Annotated in this window: 20 protein-coding genes and 2 tRNA genes; 5 read left to right on the top strand and 17 right to left on the bottom strand. The window is 63.6% G+C overall.

The features are described from left to right. Positions 1–5: 5 nt before the first annotated feature. Positions 6–1,223, top strand: a complete 1,218-nt coding sequence (locus AC0L20_RS16215; RefSeq protein WP_473289649.1) for a class I SAM-dependent methyltransferase — start codon at positions 6–8, stop codon at positions 1,221–1,223. 31 nt (positions 1,224–1,254) lie between these two features. Here the strand turns inward: AC0L20_RS16215 and AC0L20_RS16210 are convergent, their stop codons facing one another. From AC0L20_RS16210 to AC0L20_RS16165, 10 genes are all read right to left on the bottom strand, one after another. Beyond that, complete coding sequence (locus AC0L20_RS16210; protein ID WP_473289647.1) at positions 1,255–1,494, bottom strand: hypothetical protein; 240 nt, start codon at positions 1,492–1,494, stop codon at positions 1,255–1,257. A 176-nt stretch (positions 1,495–1,670) separates the two neighbouring features. After that, positions 1,671–1,746, bottom strand: a tRNA-Phe gene (locus AC0L20_RS16205). 185 nt (positions 1,747–1,931) lie between these two features. After that, positions 1,932–2,114, bottom strand: coding sequence for a DNA gyrase inhibitor YacG (yacG, locus tag AC0L20_RS16200; protein ID WP_027565712.1), 183 nt, complete (start codon positions 2,112–2,114; stop codon positions 1,932–1,934). A gap of 154 nt (positions 2,115–2,268) precedes the next feature. After that, positions 2,269–2,898: a Maf-like protein gene (locus tag AC0L20_RS16195; RefSeq protein ID WP_027565713.1), complete on the bottom strand. Its 630-nt coding sequence runs from the start codon at positions 2,896–2,898 to the stop codon at positions 2,269–2,271. A gap of 156 nt (positions 2,899–3,054) precedes the next feature. Further along, entirely contained in the window at positions 3,055–3,522 is a 468-nt protein-coding gene (locus AC0L20_RS16190; RefSeq protein WP_219682453.1) for an arsenate-mycothiol transferase ArsC, read from the bottom strand. A 5-nt stretch (positions 3,523–3,527) separates the two neighbouring features. Next, a complete protein-coding gene (locus AC0L20_RS16185) occupies positions 3,528–4,025 on the bottom strand; it encodes a UPF0262 family protein (protein ID WP_018453111.1) in 498 nt (165 codons plus the stop codon). Beyond that, positions 4,022–5,317, bottom strand: a complete 1,296-nt coding sequence (gene hisD, locus AC0L20_RS16180; protein WP_473289645.1) for a histidinol dehydrogenase — start codon at positions 5,315–5,317, stop codon at positions 4,022–4,024. The genes AC0L20_RS16185 and hisD overlap by 4 nt, the downstream gene beginning before the upstream one ends. Positions 5,318–5,470: 153 nt before the next feature. Beyond that, positions 5,471–5,908 carry a DUF2948 family protein gene (locus AC0L20_RS16175; protein WP_007615475.1) on the bottom strand — a complete coding sequence of 146 codons (438 nt, stop codon included), beginning with the start codon at positions 5,906–5,908 and terminating at the stop codon, positions 5,471–5,473. Between the two features lie 81 nt (positions 5,909–5,989). Next, a complete protein-coding gene (locus AC0L20_RS16170; protein WP_473289642.1) occupies positions 5,990–6,649 on the bottom strand; it encodes an NAD(P)H-binding protein in 660 nt (219 codons plus the stop codon). Positions 6,650–6,675: 26 nt separating this feature from the next. Continuing rightward, positions 6,676–7,614: an SDR family oxidoreductase gene (locus AC0L20_RS16165; protein WP_473289640.1), complete on the bottom strand. Its 939-nt coding sequence runs from the start codon at positions 7,612–7,614 to the stop codon at positions 6,676–6,678. A gap of 83 nt (positions 7,615–7,697) precedes the next feature. Between AC0L20_RS16165 and AC0L20_RS16160 the strand changes: the two genes are divergently transcribed. After that, positions 7,698–8,351 (top strand): TetR/AcrR family transcriptional regulator, encoded by a 654-nt coding sequence (locus AC0L20_RS16160; protein WP_473289639.1) that lies wholly within the window; start codon positions 7,698–7,700, stop codon positions 8,349–8,351. Between the two features lie 6 nt (positions 8,352–8,357). Here the strand turns inward: AC0L20_RS16160 and AC0L20_RS16155 are convergent, their stop codons facing one another. The 5 genes from AC0L20_RS16155 to AC0L20_RS16135 all read right to left on the bottom strand — a co-directional run bounded on the left by AC0L20_RS16155 (position 8,358) and on the right by AC0L20_RS16135 (position 12,487). Further along, positions 8,358–9,182: an alpha/beta fold hydrolase gene (locus AC0L20_RS16155; protein WP_473289637.1), complete on the bottom strand. Its 825-nt coding sequence runs from the start codon at positions 9,180–9,182 to the stop codon at positions 8,358–8,360. Positions 9,183–9,201: 19 nt separating this feature from the next. After that, on the bottom strand, positions 9,202–9,711 hold the full coding sequence (locus AC0L20_RS16150; protein WP_473289635.1) for a hypothetical protein: 510 nt from the start codon (positions 9,709–9,711) through the stop codon (positions 9,202–9,204). A gap of 281 nt (positions 9,712–9,992) precedes the next feature. Next, entirely contained in the window at positions 9,993–10,301 is a 309-nt protein-coding gene (locus AC0L20_RS16145; RefSeq protein WP_473256112.1) for an EthD family reductase, read from the bottom strand. A 240-nt stretch (positions 10,302–10,541) separates the two neighbouring features. Then, entirely contained in the window at positions 10,542–12,248 is a 1,707-nt protein-coding gene (locus AC0L20_RS16140; RefSeq protein WP_473289986.1) for an FAD-dependent oxidoreductase, read from the bottom strand. Positions 12,249–12,274: 26 nt separating this feature from the next. Continuing rightward, positions 12,275–12,487 carry a hypothetical protein gene (locus tag AC0L20_RS16135; RefSeq protein ID WP_473289633.1) on the bottom strand — a complete coding sequence of 71 codons (213 nt, stop codon included), beginning with the start codon at positions 12,485–12,487 and terminating at the stop codon, positions 12,275–12,277. A gap of 315 nt (positions 12,488–12,802) precedes the next feature. Between AC0L20_RS16135 and AC0L20_RS16130 the strand changes: the two genes are divergently transcribed. Together AC0L20_RS16130 and AC0L20_RS16125 are read left to right on the top strand one after the other, a co-directional pair. Next, positions 12,803–12,877: transfer RNA gene (locus AC0L20_RS16130), tRNA-Thr, on the top strand. Positions 12,878–12,971: 94 nt separating this feature from the next. Continuing rightward, positions 12,972–14,612, top strand: coding sequence for a hypothetical protein (locus AC0L20_RS16125; protein ID WP_473289631.1), 1,641 nt, complete (start codon positions 12,972–12,974; stop codon positions 14,610–14,612). A 41-nt stretch (positions 14,613–14,653) separates the two neighbouring features. Here the strand turns inward: AC0L20_RS16125 and AC0L20_RS16120 are convergent, their stop codons facing one another. Both AC0L20_RS16120 and AC0L20_RS16115 read right to left on the bottom strand, forming a co-directional pair. After that, positions 14,654–14,914, bottom strand: a complete 261-nt coding sequence (locus AC0L20_RS16120; RefSeq protein ID WP_473289629.1) for a hypothetical protein — start codon at positions 14,912–14,914, stop codon at positions 14,654–14,656. Positions 14,915–15,086: 172 nt separating this feature from the next. After that, positions 15,087–18,434, bottom strand: coding sequence for a phage tail tape measure protein (locus tag AC0L20_RS16115; RefSeq protein WP_473289627.1), 3,348 nt, complete (start codon positions 18,432–18,434; stop codon positions 15,087–15,089). 716 nt (positions 18,435–19,150) lie between these two features. On the opposite strand from AC0L20_RS16115, the gene AC0L20_RS16110 reads away from it, so the two are divergent. Next, positions 19,151–19,846: a recombinase family protein gene (locus AC0L20_RS16110; RefSeq protein ID WP_473289625.1), complete on the top strand. Its 696-nt coding sequence runs from the start codon at positions 19,151–19,153 to the stop codon at positions 19,844–19,846. Positions 19,847–20,063: the final 217 nt, after the last annotated feature.

The raw sequence follows: 20,063 nt of genomic DNA, 5'->3' as shown, positions 1-20,063 counted from the left end.
AAGCCATGGTCCTCGCAGCCACTCACCAGACTGCTCGTTTCGATGACGTTCCCTTGCTCGCGCGGCTCGCGCTGCGGCTCGCTTCGCGGCTCAAGCTCGGCACCGTGGATGTTCGCCTTCCCGACGGCAGAACGGTGGTGTTGCGGGGAACGCATCCGGGGCCGTCGGCGACCATCGAGCTCAACAGCTACGCCTTCGCGCGAAGCCTGGTCCTGGGCGGCGATATCGGCATGGCCGAGGCTTACATTCGCGGCGATTGGAGCACACCGGATCTCTCGCAGCTGCTTTACGTGTTCTGTCTGAACGACGATCTTGTCGACAGCGCCTTCGCCGGCAATGCACTGGTCCGGCTTTGCCGGCGCGCGCTGCATCGGTTGCGCCGAAACACGCGACTGGGATCGCGGCTGAATATCCACGCCCATTATGATCTCGGCAACGAATTCTTTGCGGCCTGGCTCGATCCGAGCATGACTTACTCGTCGGCATTGTTCTCGCCCGATGCGACCGACCTGCTCGCCGCTCAACGGCACAAATACGAACAGCTGGCGAAGGCAATCGAGCTGCGGCCCGGCCATACCCTGCTCGAGATCGGTTGCGGCTGGGGCGGCTTTGCCGAATATGCCGCCAAAACTTGCGGCGCCAAGGTCTTGGCGCTCACCATCAGCAAGGAGCAGCACGCATTCGCCAGCCGGCGAATCCACGAAGCCGGGCTCGGCGAAAAAGTCGAAGTCCGGCTGCAGGACTATCGCGATCAGGACGGGCAGTTCGACCGTATCGCCTCGATCGAGATGATCGAGGCCGTCGGCGAGCCGTTCTGGCCGACATACTTCAATCAACTGCATCAACGGCTCAAGCCGGGCGGTCTTGCCGGAATCCAGGCGATCACCGTCCGTGACGAGCTCTTTGACAGCTACCGGCGGCGCGTGGACTTCATCCAGAGATACATTTTTCCCGGCGGGATGCTGCCTTCGCCGAACGTCCTGCGCTCGCTCGGCGAACGCGTGCAGATGCCTCTGATCCGCGAGCGGGTCTTTGGGCAGGACTACGCCAAGACGCTCGCGGTGTGGCGAACGAGCTTCGGCCATGCCTGGACGGACCTGACCTCACTCGGGTTCGACGAGCCGTTCCGGCGGCTGTGGGAATATTATTTGTGCTACTGCGAGGCAGGTTTCAGGGCCGAAAAAATCGACGTCCGGCAGCTGGTATTCGCGCGCCGAAGCTGACGTCGCTGGAGTTTCCGGTGTGAACGAATCCTCAGGCCGCTTCCGACGTTGATCGCGCACGCTGCTCGAGCACGCCGATCGTCGAGACCAAATTGTCGCGTCGCGCGCGAAGATTAAGCGCAAGAAGCGGATATGTCGGCTGAAGCGTGTCGAACACCCCTGCTCTCGCCTCTTCCTCGAGAATGTCGGTGTTGATGAGCCGAACGCGCCACCACAAATCGGCAACCAACGCATCGAGCCGGAGTTCGCCGGCAGCACCAGAACGGGACATGTCTTGCATCACTTGCCTCAACCTGAAACGGCCTCTCTTCCAAGGCCAGACTTTGGTCCTGGCTGAGCAAGCAGAGTGCCAGCAATGGGCGGCGCGATCTGGTTCCGGAACGGATTGCTGCGCGAGCCGGTTGGTCAAGGCTGGCGCTAGGGAAGTGTTGCCCGTGGAGAGCGGAATGGTGCCCAGGGGCGGAATCGAACCACCGACACTGCGATTTTCAGTCGCATGCTCTACCAACTGAGCTACCTGGGCGTGCTCCAAAGAGGGGCCAAAGCCCATCGAGCGGGCGGTTTATAGTGGGCTGAAGGCTGCCTGTCCACCCGGCTTCGCCAAGTGGCTTCGCCGGGCGCGGCCCGGCTGTGCACAAGGCGGGACGTGGCTTGGAAGAAACGGCGCGCGCCGGTGCATCGAGAATTTAAATAATTGATACAAAAGGGTTATTCTTCCCCATCTGCCTCGTCATCCCGGCCGGGAATGACGTAGGAGCCTTTCAGCCAACGGTTCAGATCGACGTCGCGGCAGCGCGGGGAGCAGAACGGGCGGGTGGCCTCGGACTGCGGCTTGCCGCAGATCGGGCAGGTTTTGAGGGAGCTTGCGGGCTTTTTCACCGGGTCGTCCATGAAGCGCTCAGCTTACACATGCGAGCCAGTTCAAGAGCCTGTCGCCAAAGGGGTTCCTCCGGCGAAGGCGCAGGCGTCCCGGCCAGGTCCCGCGGGGCCATTCTACTGTGCATGGGGTTGTTTTCGAGATTTTTTGCAGGAGCGGCTTGTCGGCTCAGATGGCGGTGGCGTTGAGCCAGCCGAAGCGGATCGGGAAACCTTCGCCGCCAAGCAGCGTGGTGGTCTCGTAGAGCGGCAGGCCGACCACGTTGGTGTAGGACCCCACCATCTTGACCACGAACGACCCGGCGATGCCCTGCACGGCGTAGCCGCCGGCTTTGCCGCGCCATTCGCCGGAGCCGATATAGGCCTGGATGTCGTCCTCCGAGAGGCGCTTGAAGCGGACGCGGGTCTCGACCAGGCGCTGGCGGAATGCCTCGCGCGGCGTCACCAGGGTGATCGCGGTGTAGACGCGGTGGTTACGGCCCGACAGCAGCCGCAGGCATTGCGCGGCCTCGTCGACCAGGTTGGCCTTGGGCAGGATGCGGCGGCCGACCGCCACCACCGTGTCGGCGGAGAGGATGAAGGCGCCGCGCAGCTCGTCGTCGAGCTGCACCGATTTGAGCGCCGCATCGGCCTTGGCCCGCGCCAGCCGGTTGGCGCAGGCGCGCGGCAGCTCGCCCCGCTTCGGCGTCTCGTCGACGTCGGCGGGCCGGAGCGCGTCCGGCTCGATGCCGGCCTGGTTGAGCAGCGACAGGCGCCGCGGCGAACCGGAGGCGAGAACGAATTTGGGGCGGCCGAGCATCAGGTGATTTGGGGAATGAAGCAGGGGGTGAATTGCGCGCGGAACCTATCGGACGGGGGCTGATTTCACAACCCGGGAACCCGGACTTTACTGATTCGACGGGTACGGGATGCGTGTGCCTGCAGTCTGTGACGCGGGTGTTACGGGCGCCAAATGCTACCCGTTTGCCGCGCCTACCTTCGAAAATCGCCGGCGGATGCGCAGCAGGAGCTGGTCGCAGACGTCACGGTAAGCAGCTAACTTCTGGTCGCGGCTGCCTTCCATGGTGGTCGGATCAAGCGTCGGCCAATACTCGACGTCGGCGGCGAGCGTGCGGGTCAGCTCCAGCGCCTTGTGATGCGCCTCCGGCGAGAGCGTGATGATCAGGTCGAAATTGAGCCCCTCCCAGTCCTCCAGCTCCTCGAAGGTCTGCGGCTTGTGGGTGGAGATGTCCTGGCCGAGCTCGGCCATCACGGACACCGCGAACGGATCGAGCTCGCCGCGCCTCGCGCCGGCCGACTTCACGTAGAGGCCCTGCGGAAACATGTGCCGCAGCAGGCTCTCCGCCATCGGCGAGCGCACGCTGTTCATGGCGCAGGCGAACAGCACCGATTGCGGATCGCGTGCGCGTGGCGGACCCGCCATCGCGCTTAACCCTTCCAGTGCAGAACGGTAATGAGCGTGAACAGCCGGCGCGAGGTCTCGAAATCGACCCGCACCTTGCCCTTCAGCCGCTCCTGCAGCGTACGCGATCCCTCGTCATGAATGCCGCGGCGGCCCATGTCGATGGCCTCGATCTTGTCTGGCGTCGCCGTGCGGATCGCCTGGTAGTAGCTGTCGCAGATCATGAAATAGTCCTTCACGATCCGCCGGAACGGCGTCAGCGACAACAGATGCGCAACCACGGGCGTGCCGTCCTCGCGGCGGATGTCGAACATCAGCCGGCTGCCGGTGATGCCGATATGCAGCGTGAACGGCCCCTTCCCGTCGGCGCCCTCCGGCGCGAACAAATTCTGCTCGATCAAATCGTAGATCGCGATCGCGCGCTCATGCTCGATGTCGGGCCCGGAACGGCCGATCGAGTCCTCGTCGAGCGTGACGCCGACGATGCGATTGGTCGAGTCGTCCTGTTCGGGCGGCTGGGTCATGACAAATTGAGGCGCAATCCAATCGAGCGCGAATGAGCGTCTAGCCCCTCCGCCTTACCGAGAATCATCGCGGCCGGACCCAGCGCACGCAGCTGATCCGGGCCGCATTTCAGGATCGAGGTGCGCTTGAGGAAATCGTGCACCGAAAGACCCGACGAGAATCGTGCCGAGCGCGCCGTCGGCAGCACGTGGTTGGAGCCGCCGACATAGTCGCCGATCGCCTCCGGCGTATGCGGCCCGAGGAACACGGCGCCAGCGTTGCGGATCCTTGCGGCGAGCGCGTCGGGATCTTGCGTCATGATCTCGAGATGCTCGGCGGCAATCGCATCCGCGAGCGGGATGGCGTCGTTGAGGTTCTTCACCATGATGATGGCGCCGAAATCGGCCCACGAGGCGCTGGCGATCGCGGCGCGCGGCAGCGTCTTCAACTGTGCCTCGACGGCCTTTTCGACATCGGCGGCAAGGCGCGCCGAATCGGTAATCAGGATCGACTGCGCGCTGGCATCGTGCTCGGCCTGCGCCAGCAGGTCGGCGGCAATCCAGTCGGCATTGCTGGTATCATCGGCGATGACGAGCACCTCCGAGGGACCGGCGATCATGTCGATGCCGACTTTGCCGAACACGAGCCGCTTTGCCGCGGCGACATAGGCGTTGCCGGGTCCAACGATCTTGGCGACAGGCGCGATCGTCGCGGTACCATGTGCGAGCGCGGCAATCGCCTGCGCGCCGCCGACGCGATAGATCTCGGTGACGCCGCCAAGCTTTGCTGCCGCCAGCACCAGCGGGTTGAGCTTGCCGTCGGGCGAGGGCACCACCATGACGAGACGCGTCACGCCGGCGACCTTTGCCGGCACCGCATTCATCAGCACCGAGGACGGATAGGCCGCGGTGCCGCCGGGCACGTAGAGGCCGGCGGATTCGATCGCGGTGTAGCGCCAGCCGAGCTCGACGCCGAGGGAATCGGTGAAGCGCTCGTCCTTCGGCAGTTGGCGGCTGTGATAGCTCTCGATGCGATCGCGCGCGAACTTGAGCGCATCCAGCGTCGCTGCATCGCAGGCTTTCACCGCGGTCTCGATCTCGGCGGCGGTGACGCGCAGGCCGGATGCATCCAGCGTCAGCCGGTCGAACTTTGCCGTGGCCTCGAGCAGGGCGGCATCGCCCCGTTTCGCCACGTCGTCGACGATGGCACGCGCGGCCGCCTCGACGTCGGCCGAGGCCTCTCGCTTGGCGGCGAGGAAGGCGCCGAATCGCTGGTCAAAATCGGCGCTGCTGCGGTCGAGACGAACGGGCATTTTGCGATGATCTTTTGGCTGGGCTTTAGGGGCAGATTGGCTCACCCGCCCCCTGCTCAATGGCGCGACGGCCCCCCGCCGTCAACCCTTGAGAGGTGTCGTCCCGGCGAAGGCCGGGACGACACTGAATATGTGGCATGTAGTATCCATCCCTCACCCCTCCCCTTCAGCCTCCAACCCCGTCCCCAGCTGATCCGCCCCCAGATCCGTCAGCTCGCATTCAAGGCATTCGACGTCGAGACGGATGGCGCCGCCTTGGGCAAACAGCAGCAGCGCGCTCCCGCCGGGGGCATCCTGGCCGTGGAATTCGATGCCGACGAGGTCCAGGACAGTGTCGGGCGCGTCGAGGTCGATGTTGCGCGACTTGCAGGCGAGCACGCGGTCGAAACGGAGGGCGGCCACCAGCCTGCGCGGCTCGGCCTCGCCGTCCAGCGTCTGCTCCCAGTCCAACCGGCTCATGCCGACAACCAGCCGCTTTTCGCTTTGCCGCCAGATGATGTCGGAGGGCTGCACGCGAGCGTCCTGGACGTGGGCCGAGATCACGGAGAGGTCGTCGGCGTCGAGTGCGATCAGTTTGAGCTGGGGAGACATCGACGGCGCTTTCTCCTTCAGGCGGACGGGGCTCAACGCGCGCAGGCGGCGAAATTTCCCTAGAACTAACGCCCCACTGGGCTAGAGGCTATTGATATCCTCCATCTCCAGCACCTTTCGCGGATACCCCTCCCGCGCAACCCGGATCATGGCGCGGCCGATCTGCTCGGTCGAGGTGACGAGCCGCGGCGAGAGCCGGCGCAGCACCGACCACAGTGGCCAGGTTGCCGCATACACGGCCTGCACCCACGCGGTCTTGGAGCGGGCACCGTGGAGCGGTTGGATCGCACCGGGCCGGAACATGTAGGCCGCCTTGAACGGCAGCTTGAGCAGATCGTTCTCGGTCTTGCCCTTGATCCGCGCCCACATCCGCGAACCCTGCTCGGTGGAATCAGTGCCGGCACCCGTGACATAGACGAATGTCATCTGCGGATTGAGCCGGGCCAGCACGGTCGCCGCTGCGAGCGTGAGGTCATAGGTGAGATGACGGTAGCGCTTCTCGCTCATGCCGATCGAGGAGACGCCGAGACAGAAGAAGCAGGCGTCGAAGCCGGTGAGCTGCGCTTCGATCGCCGAGTAGTCCGTGAAATCGCCGTGCGTGATCTCCGTGAGCTTGGCGTTGCGGACGCCGGTCGGGCTGCGGCCGACCACGAGCGCGCGGCCGATGCCGGCATCGACCAGGCATTCGCGCAAGACGCCCTGCCCGACCATGCCGGTCGCGCCGAAAATGATGATCTGCATCGGGACCTCCCCGACAAGCCCGCTGCTCATGCGGCGGCCGCGATCTCGTCGAAGGATATACCGGTCAACGTCGCCGAAACATCCCACAGCATGGCTGCCGAGGCGAAATCCTTTGCCTGCGGCATGATCTTCGCCGGCCGCGGTGGCCCCTTCAATTCGAAGAACCAGTTCGGACCATAGTAGCCGCCCGGCTCAGCTGCCGGCGAGGTCGCCGCCAACAAGGTCGGCAGCGCGCCTTCCGCGGCAGACTGGCTAATGAAGGGCTGCAGCCACCGGCTCACACGCCACTGGAACGTGTTCGCACCCGGCCCGTTCGAAATCAGATCGGTCCGCGCATAGCCGGGATGTGCGGCAAGGCTGGTCAGACCCCAGCCTGCGGCGAGGCTGCGGCGCTGCAACTCCAGCGAAAACATCAGCATCGCGAGCTTGGACTGGCAATAAGCCCGCCACGGACGATAAGAATGCCTAGCCTGCAGATCGTCGAAATTGATCGAACCGGAGCGGTGCGCAAGGCTCGAGAGATTGACGACCCGAGCCGCCTTCGCCCGGCGAAGCTGCGGCAACAGCTGCGCCGTCAGCGCGTAATGACCGAGATAATTGGTGCCGAGCTGCATCTCGAAACCGTCCGCCGTCTGCTGCCGCTTCGGCAGCGCCATCACGCCGGCATTGTTGACGAGCAGGTCGAGCTGCTCGTTGCCGGCCGCGAAGCGCCTGGCGAAATCGGCAACGGAGGTTAGACTGGCGAGGTCGAGATGCTCGTAAGCAATCAGCGCATTGGGAAAGCGCTCGCAAATGCCCTCGATCGCGCGCAGGCCCTTTGCGTCGTTGCGCCCCGTGAGTATGACAATGGCACCGGCGCCCGCCAGCGCCATCGCCGTCTCGTAGCCGAGGCCGCCGGTCGCTCCGGTCACGACGGCAGTCTTGCCGCTCAGGGAGGGGATGTCTGCCGTGGTCCAGTCGGTCATGCCATAGCTCCGTCGGGGCTGGGAAAAGCCCCGCGACGGGTCTAAATGTGCACTGGGTGCAACTTTGCAAGTGGTGAAATGATTTGAAGCTCTCGAAGGTCGCCGGGAAATCGGTCAACAGGCGCACCAAGCCATTGCCGGCAGGAGCAAAATCCGCTGATGGCCCCGGCCTGCGCCAGCGCAAATTGCAAGCGACCCGCGAGCGGTTGACCCGCGCCGCGATGGCGCTATTCCTGGAGCGCGGCTTCGAGGCCACGACCATCGACGATATTGCAGCCGCGGCGGACGTGTCGCGACGCAGCTTCTTCCATTATTTCGCCTCGAAGGAGGACGTGGTCGCGGCCTGGCAGGAAGGCGCCGCCGCCGCGCTGGTCGCGGAGGTTGTGGCGCGGCCGGCGGGCGAAACCATGCTGACCGCGGCGGAGAACGCGATCGCGGCGGCGCTCAAGCGGATCGATCCGGCCGAGGCCGCGGCCATGTCGCGGCTCAAGCGCGACAATCCCGCGCTTCGGGCCCGCGACCAGCTCAAATACGAGAAGCTCGAGCGCGCGCTGGCCGAAGGGCTCGCCCGGCGCGCCAGAACCAAATCGGACCAGCTGAAGGCACGGCTCGTCGCCATGATCGCCACCGGCGCGATGCGCGTCGGCGGCGAGAGCTGGATCGGCGGAGGGGCGCGGGAGAAGCCGGAAGCTTTCGTCAAGCGCACCTTCGACGCGATCAGGGCGATATTGGAATGAGGCCGCTTACTCCCTAAAGAACGCCAGCAGGTCCGCGTTGATGGTCTCGGCGTGCGTCGTCGGCATGCCGTGCGGGAAGCCCTTGTAGGTCTTCAGCGTGCCGTTCTTCAACAGCTTGGCCGACAGCGGCGCGGAATCGGCGTAAGGCACGATCTGGTCGTCGTCGCCGTGCATCACCAGCACCGGCACATTGATCTTCTTCAGATCGTCGGTGAAGTCGGTTTGCGAAAACGCGACGATGCCGTCGTAATGCGCCTTCGCACCGCCCATCATGCCCTGGCGCCACCAGTTCTGGATCACCGCTTCCGACGGCTTTGCGCCGGGACGGTTGTAGCCATAGAAGGGGCCAGCCGCGATGTCGCGGTAGAAGCTGGCGCGGCCGGCAGCGAGCTGTACCTGGAAATCGTCGAACACGCTCTTCGGCAGGCCGCCGGGATTGGCGTCCGTCTTCAGCATCAGCGGCGGCACCGCGGACAGGATCGCAGCCTTCGCCACCCGGCTCTCGCCGTGGCGCGCGATGTAATGCACCACTTCGCCGCCGCCGGTGGAGTGGCCGACATGGATCGCTTTCTTCAGGTCGAGATGCGCCGTCACGGCCGCGAGATCATCGGCATAATGATCCATGTCGTGGCCGTCGGCGACCTGTGACGAACGGCCATGGCCGCGACGATCATGCGCGATGACGCGATAGCCGTGGGTGACGAAGAACATCATCTGCGCATCCCAGTCGTCGGCCGACAGCGGCCAGCCATGGCTGAACACGATTGGCTGGCCCGAGCCCCAGTCCTTGTAGAAGATCTCGACGCCATCCTTGGTGGTGATGGTAGGCATTGTCAGGCTCCTTGAATGATCAGGCGAACGCCATCGGCCGGAAGCGGCGCCAGGCGCCGATGGTGAGCACCACGAAGAACACCAGCACGAGGCCCTGCACCACGGCGAACACGGGACCTCCCGGTGGATTCGGCGGAACGGCGGGTGCGAGCGCGGCGAGCGCCGGCACCTTCAGGAACGACTGGATCACCAGCACGAAGACGTTGAAATACAGCGAGATCATCGCGGTCACGATGTAGACCGGTCGCCAGACGCCCGCGAGCTTCATGCCGTAGAGCGCGAGGCAGGCGATCGCGAGCAGGACCAGCGAGATGATGCCGATGATATGCGACGGCAGCAGCTCCTTGAACGGAAACAGGAAGCCGGTGGCGCTAGTGAGGATCGTGAACAACAGGAAAATTGCGGTGAGGCCCGGCATCGGCTTCGAGCCGAGCAGGCCAAACATCACGACGAGGCCGGCGGCGATGCCGATCAGGCTAATGATGACATGGACCAACGTGAAGGCGGGCAAGCTCAACCCAAGAACCATGACATCTCTCCTATTCTCTGCATCGAGTTCGGGAGATTGATATTACGGCCCTCATCAGATTGCCACATGCGATGGCATCACACATGCGCGCGCAGCCATGCGTCATCGTGCGAATCGAAAACGCATGGCTGAATTATTTGCACCGCTGTCACAAACGACGGCAGTTTGTGGTGCGTAGCCCGGATGGAGCGATAGCGTAATCCGGGATTTTCGCATGCAAATGCAGCGGCCCCGGATTGCGCTTCGCTCCATCCGGGCTACGAGCCGACGAAAGTCGCGGTTCACACTTCCTTGGTGTCGAAGATCAACAGGTCGGCGCCGCCACTGGCGAATTTCGGCACGTCGCCGGCGGCCGCCTTGCCTGCTTCGCTGCCGAAGGCCGACTGGATGGCGGCGACGTTGTCGAAGGTGAGAATGGCGACGAGGTGAATTCCGGAAGGTCCGGCGGGGGAGCCGACCGTGCCCGTGCTGACCGCGTACTTCTTCAAGCCGGGAAGTTTCTTGGCGAGCGGAATGTGGGTCTCGGCATAATGCTTGTCGAAAGCGGCGGCATCCTTGGGCGTCTTGTAGAGCACGACGAGTTCGGCCATTTAGTCCTCCCGTTAAGCGTTTTCTTTGTCGATCCTCATGGTGAGGAGGCGCGCGAGCGCCCCTGCGGACGATGCTTGCGCATCGCCGCGCGAACCATGAAGGCCCGGCTTTGACGGCTGGGCCTTCATCCTTCAAGACGCGGCCTTCGGCCGCTCCTCAGGATGAGGGGAGATAGTCCCGCATCACACCGCAGGATGGCAAGCCTCATTCGACTTGCCATTTACTTGCCTTGTCCTTGACTAAAGCGCCGGTTTTGCGGCGTTGCCGAGGAAGCCGTGCAGGGAGGCCACGACCTGAGCGCCCTCGCCGATGGCGCCGCCGACGCGCTTGACCGAGCCGGAGCGGACGTCGCCAACAGCGTAGACGCCGGGCACCGACGTCTCCAGCGGCGCGACCAGCCGGCCCTGGTTCTGCTCGGACTGCGCGCCTGTGACGACGAAGCCGCCGCGATCGAGCGTCACGCCGCAGCCGTCGAGCCAGTTGGTGGCGGGATCGGCGCCGACGAACAGGAAGAGATTGCGGATGTCGGCAAAATCCTCGTCGCTCGAGAGCCGGCTCTTCCAGCGGATGCGCCGCAGCAGCGAGGCGTCGTCGCCTTCGAGCGCCGTGATCTCGGTGTTGAACATCAGTTCGATGTTCGGCGTGGCTCCGATGCGCTCGATGAGATAGCGCGACATGCTGGCGCCGAGGCCGCCGCCGCGGATGATCATCAGTACTTTTTTGGCATGCCCCGAGAGGAACACGGCTGCCTGTCCCGCCGAGTTGCCGGCACCGACCAACGCCACCTCCTCGCCGGCGCACAGCTTCGCCTCGACCGGCGAGGCCCAGTACCAGACGCCGCGTCCCTCGAACTTGTCGAGGTTCTCGATCTCCGGGCGGCGATAGCGCGCGCCGCTCGCGACCACCACCGCGCGCGAATGCAGGGGGTCGCAGCCATCAAGCGCCACCGAAAACGCGCCGTCCTTGCGCGTGCAGTCGAGCGACTTCACCGTCACCGGAATCATGATCTCCGCGCCGAATTTTTGCGCCTGGTTGAAGGCGCGTGCGGTCAGGGCCTGGCCGGAAATTCCGGTCGGAAAGCCGAGATAATTTTCGATGCGCGCGCTGGCGCCGGCCTGGCCGCCGAAGGCACGGGTGTCGAGCACGGCGACCGAGAGGCCTTCGGACGCGGCATACACCGCGGTGGCGAGCCCGGCCGGCCCGGAGCCGACGATCGCGACGTCGTAGATGCGGTCGTTGCGGGGGCCGCCGATCATGCCGATCGCGCGCGCAAGCTCGGTTTCGCCGGGATTGCGCAGCACCGCACCATCGGGGGTGACGACCAGCGGCCAGTCGTCCGGCTTGGGCGAATAACGCGCGATGACGTCGGCGGCGTCGCGATCGCGCGCGGGATCGAGCAGGTGATATGGCTGTCCGTTACGGGTGAGGAAGCCCTGCAACCGCACCACGCCGGCCGAATGCGACGGACCGATCAGCACGACGCCGCCGACGCCGCCCTGGAGCAGATTGACCCGGCGCAGGATCAGCGCGCGCATGATGCGCTCGCCGAGGTCGGCCTCTGCGACCAGCAGCGCGCGCAGCCGCTCCGGCGGCAACAGCAGCGTCTCGACATCGCCTTCGGCGCGGCCGTCGACCAGCGCCGGCCGTCCGGAGAGCTGGCTCAGCTCGGCCAGAAATTGCCCCGGCCCCTGGTCGATCAACGGCGTGACATGGCCGAGGCCGTCTCGCTGCGTGATGGCGACGTGGCCCTTCAGCACGACAAACATGCCCGGCCCCGGCTTGCCGGTCTCGAACAGGAATTCGCCATCGGCATAGTTGCGGACCTCGCCGAAATGCCTGACACGCTCGATCTCGGCTGATGTCAGCGCCGGAAAGGTCTGCTCAGGGCGGGTGAACCGCGACATCTGCGTGTCACTCTCGGGTCGTTGCTGCTCGTCCTGCCCCATTGCCACGTCCATGCACTCCAAAAATTCTAGTCGCCGGTCTTGCCGGTTATCTTGTCGGCGGCCCCCTCATCTAGGGAATCATCTTCGTTCTGCGAGGGGCCGCCACTTGCGGCCCGTTCGCGCGCCTGCATCCTTCGCCGCTTCAAATTTTCGCGCAGCGCCGATTTGAGGCGGTCGTCGCGGGACGCCCGGTCCTGTCTGGAGTCCTGCTTCGTGCTCTTGTCGTTCTCGTCAGCCATCACCGGTCCATTACAGCGATCGGCGATAACATGCCCGAGGAATAAGGCAGCTCAAGAGGCCCGCGCGATCCGATCGTGCGAAAATCGAAATGGATCGAATCCCGCATATCGGGCAACTGGCCAGTTGGGTGGGGATATCGGAACCTAATCCGCGGAAAGTCGGCCGTTTCGGGCCAAAATAGGCATTTTGGCCCCGATATCGACCCGATTTTATCGCTTTGGCGGAGCTAGCAAGCTTGCACAGGAGGGGGGCTTGTGGCAGATATCGGCCGCTTGGTAGGCCCCTCGTGGCGGCCGATTCTTACCCCAGCACATGCTGCCGTAGCTCAGTGGTAGAGCACTCCATTGGTAATGGAGAGGTCGACAGTTCAATCCTGTCTGGCAGCACCATTCATCCCACTGGCTGCGTTGATTTTATTGGAAATTCGGTCCTGAGTGCCACACAAGAGTGCCACACAGACCCATGGTTTCCCTGAAGTTCTCGATGTCCCAGCGTGCCGGCTCGATCGTTCCCCAATTCCGAATTCGCGTTCCGACTAAGATCGTCGATCGACTACGCGGCAAGCGCGTGTTGCTCAGCATCAGCACACCAGACGACTATCCATTCGTCCGGACGGTGACGATCGGAAGCGACGTAGCGTTTAGCCTCGGGACGGACGACAGGACCATTGCGGAGGCGCGACAGGCCAACGCTCTGGATCATCTTCGCCGGTTGTTCGATCTGACCGAAGCGGCTCCGATCAGTCTCAGTCACAAGGACATGGTCGCGCTGAGCGGCGAGACGTACCGGCTGTATCAGGAAATCCACCGCAACAACCCCGGCGAACCTGACGCATGGATGTATCACAAGGCGCTCAGTCGCGCGGCGCTTGAGGGCCGCATCAAGAGTCCACCGCCGGCAGCCTTGATGCCGAACGAGGCGAGTACCGCGACGGAGCTGTTTGGGCCTGGTGATCTGACTGCGGCTGTCAATGCCTTTCCGGCCGATCAGTATGACGCGCTCGAAGATCGGTTCGGGCTTCTCGCGGATTGGGTTCTGATCCGACAGCGCATCCACCTAAACCCGAATGACCGGCGACGCTTCCTGCGCTTGGTCGGCATGGCCAGCCTCGATGCGGGCTGGCAGCTACGACGCAATGCGGAGGGGGATTACAGCCCTGATCCGAAGGCGCAGCGCTTCCCACCGATCGAAAGCGTAGCAGCGATCAAGCCGCGGCAGACGATCACCGGCTTGCTTGACCTGTGGTGGGCAGAAGCCAAAGCGACTGGCCGCAGTCGGACCACCTATGACACTTACAAGGGTGCCATCGATCGACTGGTCAAGCATCTCGGTCATGACGATGCTCACCGTGTGACCGCGGAGGATATGCTTGCATTCAAGGATGCGCGCCTGAAGGTCGTGACCGCCAAGACCTTGAAGGATGGTGATCTGCCGGGGATCAAGTCCGTTTTCGGCTGGGCAGTAGACAATCGGAAGCTGACGAACAATCCGGCCGACGTAGTCAAGGTCAAGGCAGAAAAGAAAATCCGGTCCCGTCCGAAGGGCTTCACAGACCAGGAAGCCGGCGCGATCTTCGAGGCCTGCTGTTCTTACGTGCAGAAGCCGAAAGAGGACTCGAGGACGGCCGCCGCCAAGCGTTGGGCTCCGCTGATCGCCTGCTATACCGGCTGCCGGATTGCGGAGGCGTTACAGCTTCGGAAGGAGGATGTTCGCACCGAGTCAGGCCACGATGTTTTTGATCTCAATCCACTTGCCGGGAGCATCAAGACGGGGACTTACCGGCTGGTCCCTGTCCACCCACACCTCATCGAACTCGGGTTGTTGCGCTTCGTCGCCGACTCAGGAGACGGCCCGCTGTTCGCGAAAGGCAGCTACAAACGTGTTCTTGATTTTGTTCGGGCAGTTGTAACCGACGAACGGGTCCAGCCTAACCACGCATGGCGGCACCGCCTCAGTTCAGTCAGTCGTAATCTTGGTTTCGATCCGCGAGTCATCGACGCCATTCAGGGCCACGCGGCCCGAACATCTGGCGAGGACTACGGCGACGTGTCGGTGTTCGCCATGGCGCGGGTGATCAATTCCATCCCCCGGATTGCAAAAAACGCCCCCGGCCGGATCGGCTGAGGGCGTTGCAAAGGAGTCCGGTGGTCGGTGTGGCTGATGTCTCAGCAGGCACCGCGTGCATTCTCTGCGTCGAGATCGACTTCACCGGCCGGATTTCTCGCCCACTCGCGGCGCCATCTTGGCGCGCTCTCATCCGCAAGCTGTCTCGAATTACCGACGACGCATGGCAGCCACAGTGCATCGATGCCGGCCTTGAGCCGCCTCAGATCACGCGAGAGGATCTTGAAGGCCTCAGGCTCATTCGGATCGAACCCGACGAAGCGGCCCTTATGTCTGGTGATGCTATAGCTGGCATAGTGCATGTGTGACTCCGTTGGATGATAGTCCGGTGATTCATACGGGCGGAATGCGGGCATTGGAATTTGCAATTTCGAGCTGAGCATTTGCATTCAGACAAACGGGAGAGGCCTTTCACGCGAGGCTGCATCCGCCTGCGCAGTGATGTCTCTCCCGCCCGGCCCCGTAGGACTGGGATCAGGTATACTCACTCTCTGAGTCATGGGCGCGCCAGTTCATGGACTCGTCGACGCGGCGCTGGACCAATGTCGCGAGTGCTTCTGGATCGTGACTGTTGCCGTTGATGTGGATAGCGACGTTGCCGCCGCTGCCACCGCCAAAGCCACCCCTCGTCGGGACGCCCGCTTGAGGCGCCGCGGGAACACTCTTGATCGCTTCAGCCGGCGACGGGACCTGACCGATGGGATTACCGCGACGAACCATCAGGTTCTTGTCGGCGTCGATCCAGTGCTCGCGAACCGCGTCACCATCGTTACCGGCCAGCATCTTGATTTGCAGCCGGCCGTTCTGCATGCGGGTCTCGCCGGTCGCGAGGCCTACGTGACCACCGGACTGATTGTAACCAAGGCCGTTCGTCTGGAGCAGAACGTCATTGCGCTTGACGTCGGGAGGGCTGATCGCGGAGCCCCACCTCTGGAAGCTGTTCGCCACCGCGCTGCCCGTGCCCTTACCTCCGGCCGCGTCCAACGCCTTGTTAACGAAGCGAGCACACCAAGCATTCGACTTGCCGCGCACGTCACCGCCAAGGGCTGACGCCAACAAACGGTTGTCGGTGTACTCGTTCATGCCCTTGTACTTTTCGGCCCATGCAACGGCATCGCCGCTGCCTGCTGATCCGCCGCCGGACAGCGCATTCATCTGCTTGCGCACGCCCGCGGGCCAGCCGCTGTTCAGTCTACGTGGATCATTCGCGGCCCCGACCGGTGCATAGCGCTCCCCCATCTTGTCGAGGTTGCCGCCGGCCAGACTGTAGTTCTTTGCGACCACTTGGCCCGCCCGGCTGATCCCTGCATCGAGACTGGCGAACCGCATCTTTTTCGCCATGCCGGTTGCCGGGTCCATCAGGCCCGCCACGTTGTTTCCCGACAGCACATGAGCGTTGCCGGTTTCGTGTGCGATCACTCCAGCCAGCAGCGCAGGCGGGATGCCGTTGGTTCTGGCTGCGGCGACGATCTGATCGTATTTGCCTGCCAGAGGCGTGCCGGCGAACTTTTTGTCGAAGGCGGACCTACTCATATCGTCGACGCTGCCGCCTCCACCGTTGAAGGAAGGGATGTTGCTGCGCTTGATGATACCGCCAGAGCCAACACCGAAGTTCGGAAGGATGCCGCCCGGAGTCACGTTCTTCCACAGTGCATCGGGAGTGCCGGTGCCGCTGAGGATCCGGTTCATGTTGGCGCTGATCGCCGCGCTGCCGGCTAGTCCGCCGCCGCTGCTGTAGGTGCGCCCGTGGGAACTGAAGTCAGTGCTCATGAACGAGGCGCGTTCGATCTTCCCACCGAGATTGTCGAGCTTGTTCCCAATGAAGCTCATCGGGTGAACGTCCGCGGGGTTGAAGCCGCCGCCGGACTGCTTTTGGTACAGGTCTTTCTTGTGCTGGCGTTGCCGCTCTCGCCATTGGCTTGTCGTCTCGCCCGGCCGCTTCTTCGCGGAGTCGGGCAAGGCGGCATCGTTGTTCTCCGCCAAAAGCCAAGCCAGCAACGCGGCAGTTCCGACGGGGTTGCCGGTGGCGGCACCGAGCAACGCCCGACCACCGAGCAGGCCCGCGATGCGGCTGATGATGTTCGCAACGCCAGCGAACACCGCCATGAGCGGGGCGAGCGTTCCCAGCGCGATGGAGAGGGCAACGATCTGGCCGACCAACTTACCCAGGACTTCAGCGCTGTTACCATCCTTGCCCATGGCTGTGGCGACGCCTTTCAGCATGGCGATGACGGTATCGGAGACTGACTTGAGCCCGCCCACGAAGCCCGACGCAAAACCGATGATCTTGTTTACGTCGATGGACGACAGTTTCGCGGCGATCTTGTCGAGCGCGTCACCCATGTTGGCGACGCCAAAGGACTTCTTCAGGCGCTCGACAAGGTCTCTGGACTTCTCCGCGATCTTGCTGGAGGTGAAGATGCCGGTATGTCGATCGAACCAATCGGATACCTCAATGAAGCTCTGCTCGAAGCCGCTCCCGAATTTCTCCCATGCGAGCCCGAACATGGCCTTGATGCGGTCCCAGCGTTTCTGAAGCGAGTTCAGTTTCGTCGCTGAGAACGCGGACGCCGCGTTGCTCTTTTGGTCGATTTCCCACAGGGTCTCCCGGATTTGATCAGAGGCCTTGGCCATCTGGACTAGCTCATCTCTCCATTCCCTCTGACCCGCTAAAGTTGCAAACTTTGATCTATTCCCTTCTGACATTTTTCGCATCTGGTCGAACAGGCCGAGCAAAAATTCAGTCGGCGCTGCGGCCATTCGCTGAGCCATCTGCGCCCGGCCGCCGTACCCGATCATCCGTGCGGCCTGGTCCAGATCTTTCCCGCGCTGCCCGCGAGCGTTGCCTGCGTTGGCGAATTCGGACGTCAAGTAGCCAAGGAACGTACCGGCCTTGTTCGGCTGGAGGCCTGCCGAGATACCCACCGACGTGAAGGCGCTCAGGTCGGTTTCCTTCATCCGCGTCGTGCTCAGGGCTGACAGAGCGCGCTTATTTGCCTCAACCACTTCGTTCGGGTCTGCGGCAGTCGCAGCGGCGGCCACGGCCACCGAGGTCATCATTCGCGCTACGCGGGCGGGATCGGCGTTGCGGACGTTGCCATAGAGAGCGGTTGCGGTCTTACCGGCCAGCTTCATCAACTCACCGATGTTCATTTCGAGCGCCGACGAAGCTTCCAAGGCGTTCTCTGTGACCTTTTTTGCGGCCGATGCGTCGAAGCCCTGCTTGAGCGCCTCGGTGTAGCTGTCCAGCACCGCGGCAGCGGACTCGCCGAACTTGCTCGCGACTTGGTCCGACCAGTCACCACGAAGCCGCTTCACCTCAGCCTGCGACAGCCCGCCGAAGATTTGCGCCTTGGTCTCGGCGACGTCGGCTTCCATCCGCCGCTTGAAGGCGGACGCGACGCCGGAGATGGTGATGCCGCCTGAGATGAGCGTGGTGGTTGGCGAAATGCCACGGGGGAGCGCGCCACGGCCGCCGGAGCTGGCACCACGACCAACGGCGCGTTGCTCAGCCTGCCTGCGGTTGTAGGTCTGCCGGTCGAGGCGGTCCAGTTCACGATGGAACGCCCGCGCGTCACGCAGGCTGTCCGCATAGGCCGACTTCCATTCAGTGCGATAGGTCGACGCAGCCTTCCGAGCGTCGTCGGTGATCTTCTGGAGGCCGGCTGAGACACTGTCGGGAAACAGCTTGGATGCTGAGATGCCGTTGATGGACTTGACTGCGGCCTCAAGCTTGCGAACGTTCCGGAGAAGTCCGGCGATGACGGGGCTCGCGCTGTCGGTCGCGGTCAATGAGGCGTGTACACTGATGATCTCTGACATGTTTCTCTTGTTGTTGGCGCGTCGATCGCGCGGACGGTGACGATGGGGAAAATCGCCTTTTGGAAAATGCGGGCATATGGCGCGTGAAATGGTGACGCCCGATTATTTCGGGGGTGGGGGTCATGCGGATGCGTGAACCTCCACGGGTATATCGAAGGCCCGGGGATGGCCGTAAGTCCGCTTTTTGTTGGTGGCTGCGGAGCTGGCACTTCTCACCCGAGTCCCATGCCGCATAAAAAAATCTCGCCTTCACCCCTCCCGCGCTTACGAGCGCTGGGAAACTTCACTGGCCTGTGCAGGGGCGAGGACGTGATGATGATTGTGATGGTGCTCCACGGCGGACGGTGAAGTGAGAAGCCCGACCGTGGTCGCGAGGGTCCGTCACTGTGGCAAGCGGTCAGCATGGGGCGGACTGCGTCTAGTCGTTCGCAGCGACGCACCCCGCGCCGTATATGAGCGACAGACAGCCTCCCCCGGCTGGTGATCACTGACCGTCACCACGCGAGCGAGGGCACGCGGACGGACGACGCTGGGCGCCGGGGTCGGTGACCGACCACGGCAGACTTCCGTGGCGACGGCAGCTCAGCGACTCTCCACCGTGGCCTGCACCGGAGCCATGGGAGAGAACCGAAGATCGAAAGATTTCGTTGACGGGACAACTCTCCCTGCGTTACAGATACGTCAACGGACGTTGAAGTATCTGTAACAGGCGAGTCATGGCGCAGCACAACGGGAAGTTCGTCACCTACTTCCGGGTTTCGACCGGCAAGCAGGGCAAGTCTGGTCTCGGCATCGAGGCTCAACGCGCGGCGGTCTCGGCATATCTCAACGGGGGCGACTGGACGATCGTTGCCGAGTTCACCGAGGTGGAGTCAGGCAAGCGGTCTGACCGGCCCGCGCTGGAGCAGGCACTGGCCGCGGCGCGACTGCATCGGGCCGCCTTGGTCGTCTCCAAGGTTGACCGCCTTACGCGCTCGGTGGCCTTTTTGTCCCGCCTGCTTGAGGCTGGTGTTGACGTTCGGTTCGCCGATCTGCCTGTGATCGAAGGCGCTACAGGTCGTTTCCTTCTCCAGCAGATGGTTGCCGTGGCCGAGTTAGAAGCCGGCATGATCTCAGCCCGAACCAAGGCGGCTCTGGCAGCGGCCAAGCGGCGCGGTAAGCAGCTCGGTGGCAACCGTGGCGTTGTCCCCGGCGCGAAGATGCAGGAAGCGTCTCGGAAAGCCCTACTGGACCGCACCTCGAAACATGCAGCAGTTATCGGCCCGACGATCCGTAAGCTACAGGCGGACGGCGCCACGTCTTTGCGGGCGATTGCAGATGCCTTGAACGAGGCCGGCATTCCTACCGCGCTCGGCAACGGAAAGTGGCAGGCGGTGCAGGTGCAGCGCGTGTTAGCGCGGCTACCGCAGTGACACGCAATACCTGCCGGCGCTGGTGAATGTCCCAGTCGGGCACGATCGGTCGGGCAGACGGGCAAACGCGCGTGGCGTGTCCACATGGAGAGCGATGCAGCACGATCCCGACGCCAGATACCCTACCGGACAAACGCTGCCGGCTTTGGCGATCTGGTCGCGACCGTGGGTGGGTGTGCAGTAGGGTCCGGCAAGGGCGGGAGGCACAACAGCGAGA

The organism is Bradyrhizobium sp. Kon58, assembly GCF_055807455.1.
This window is presented reverse-complemented; position numbering and strand designations above follow the sequence as displayed.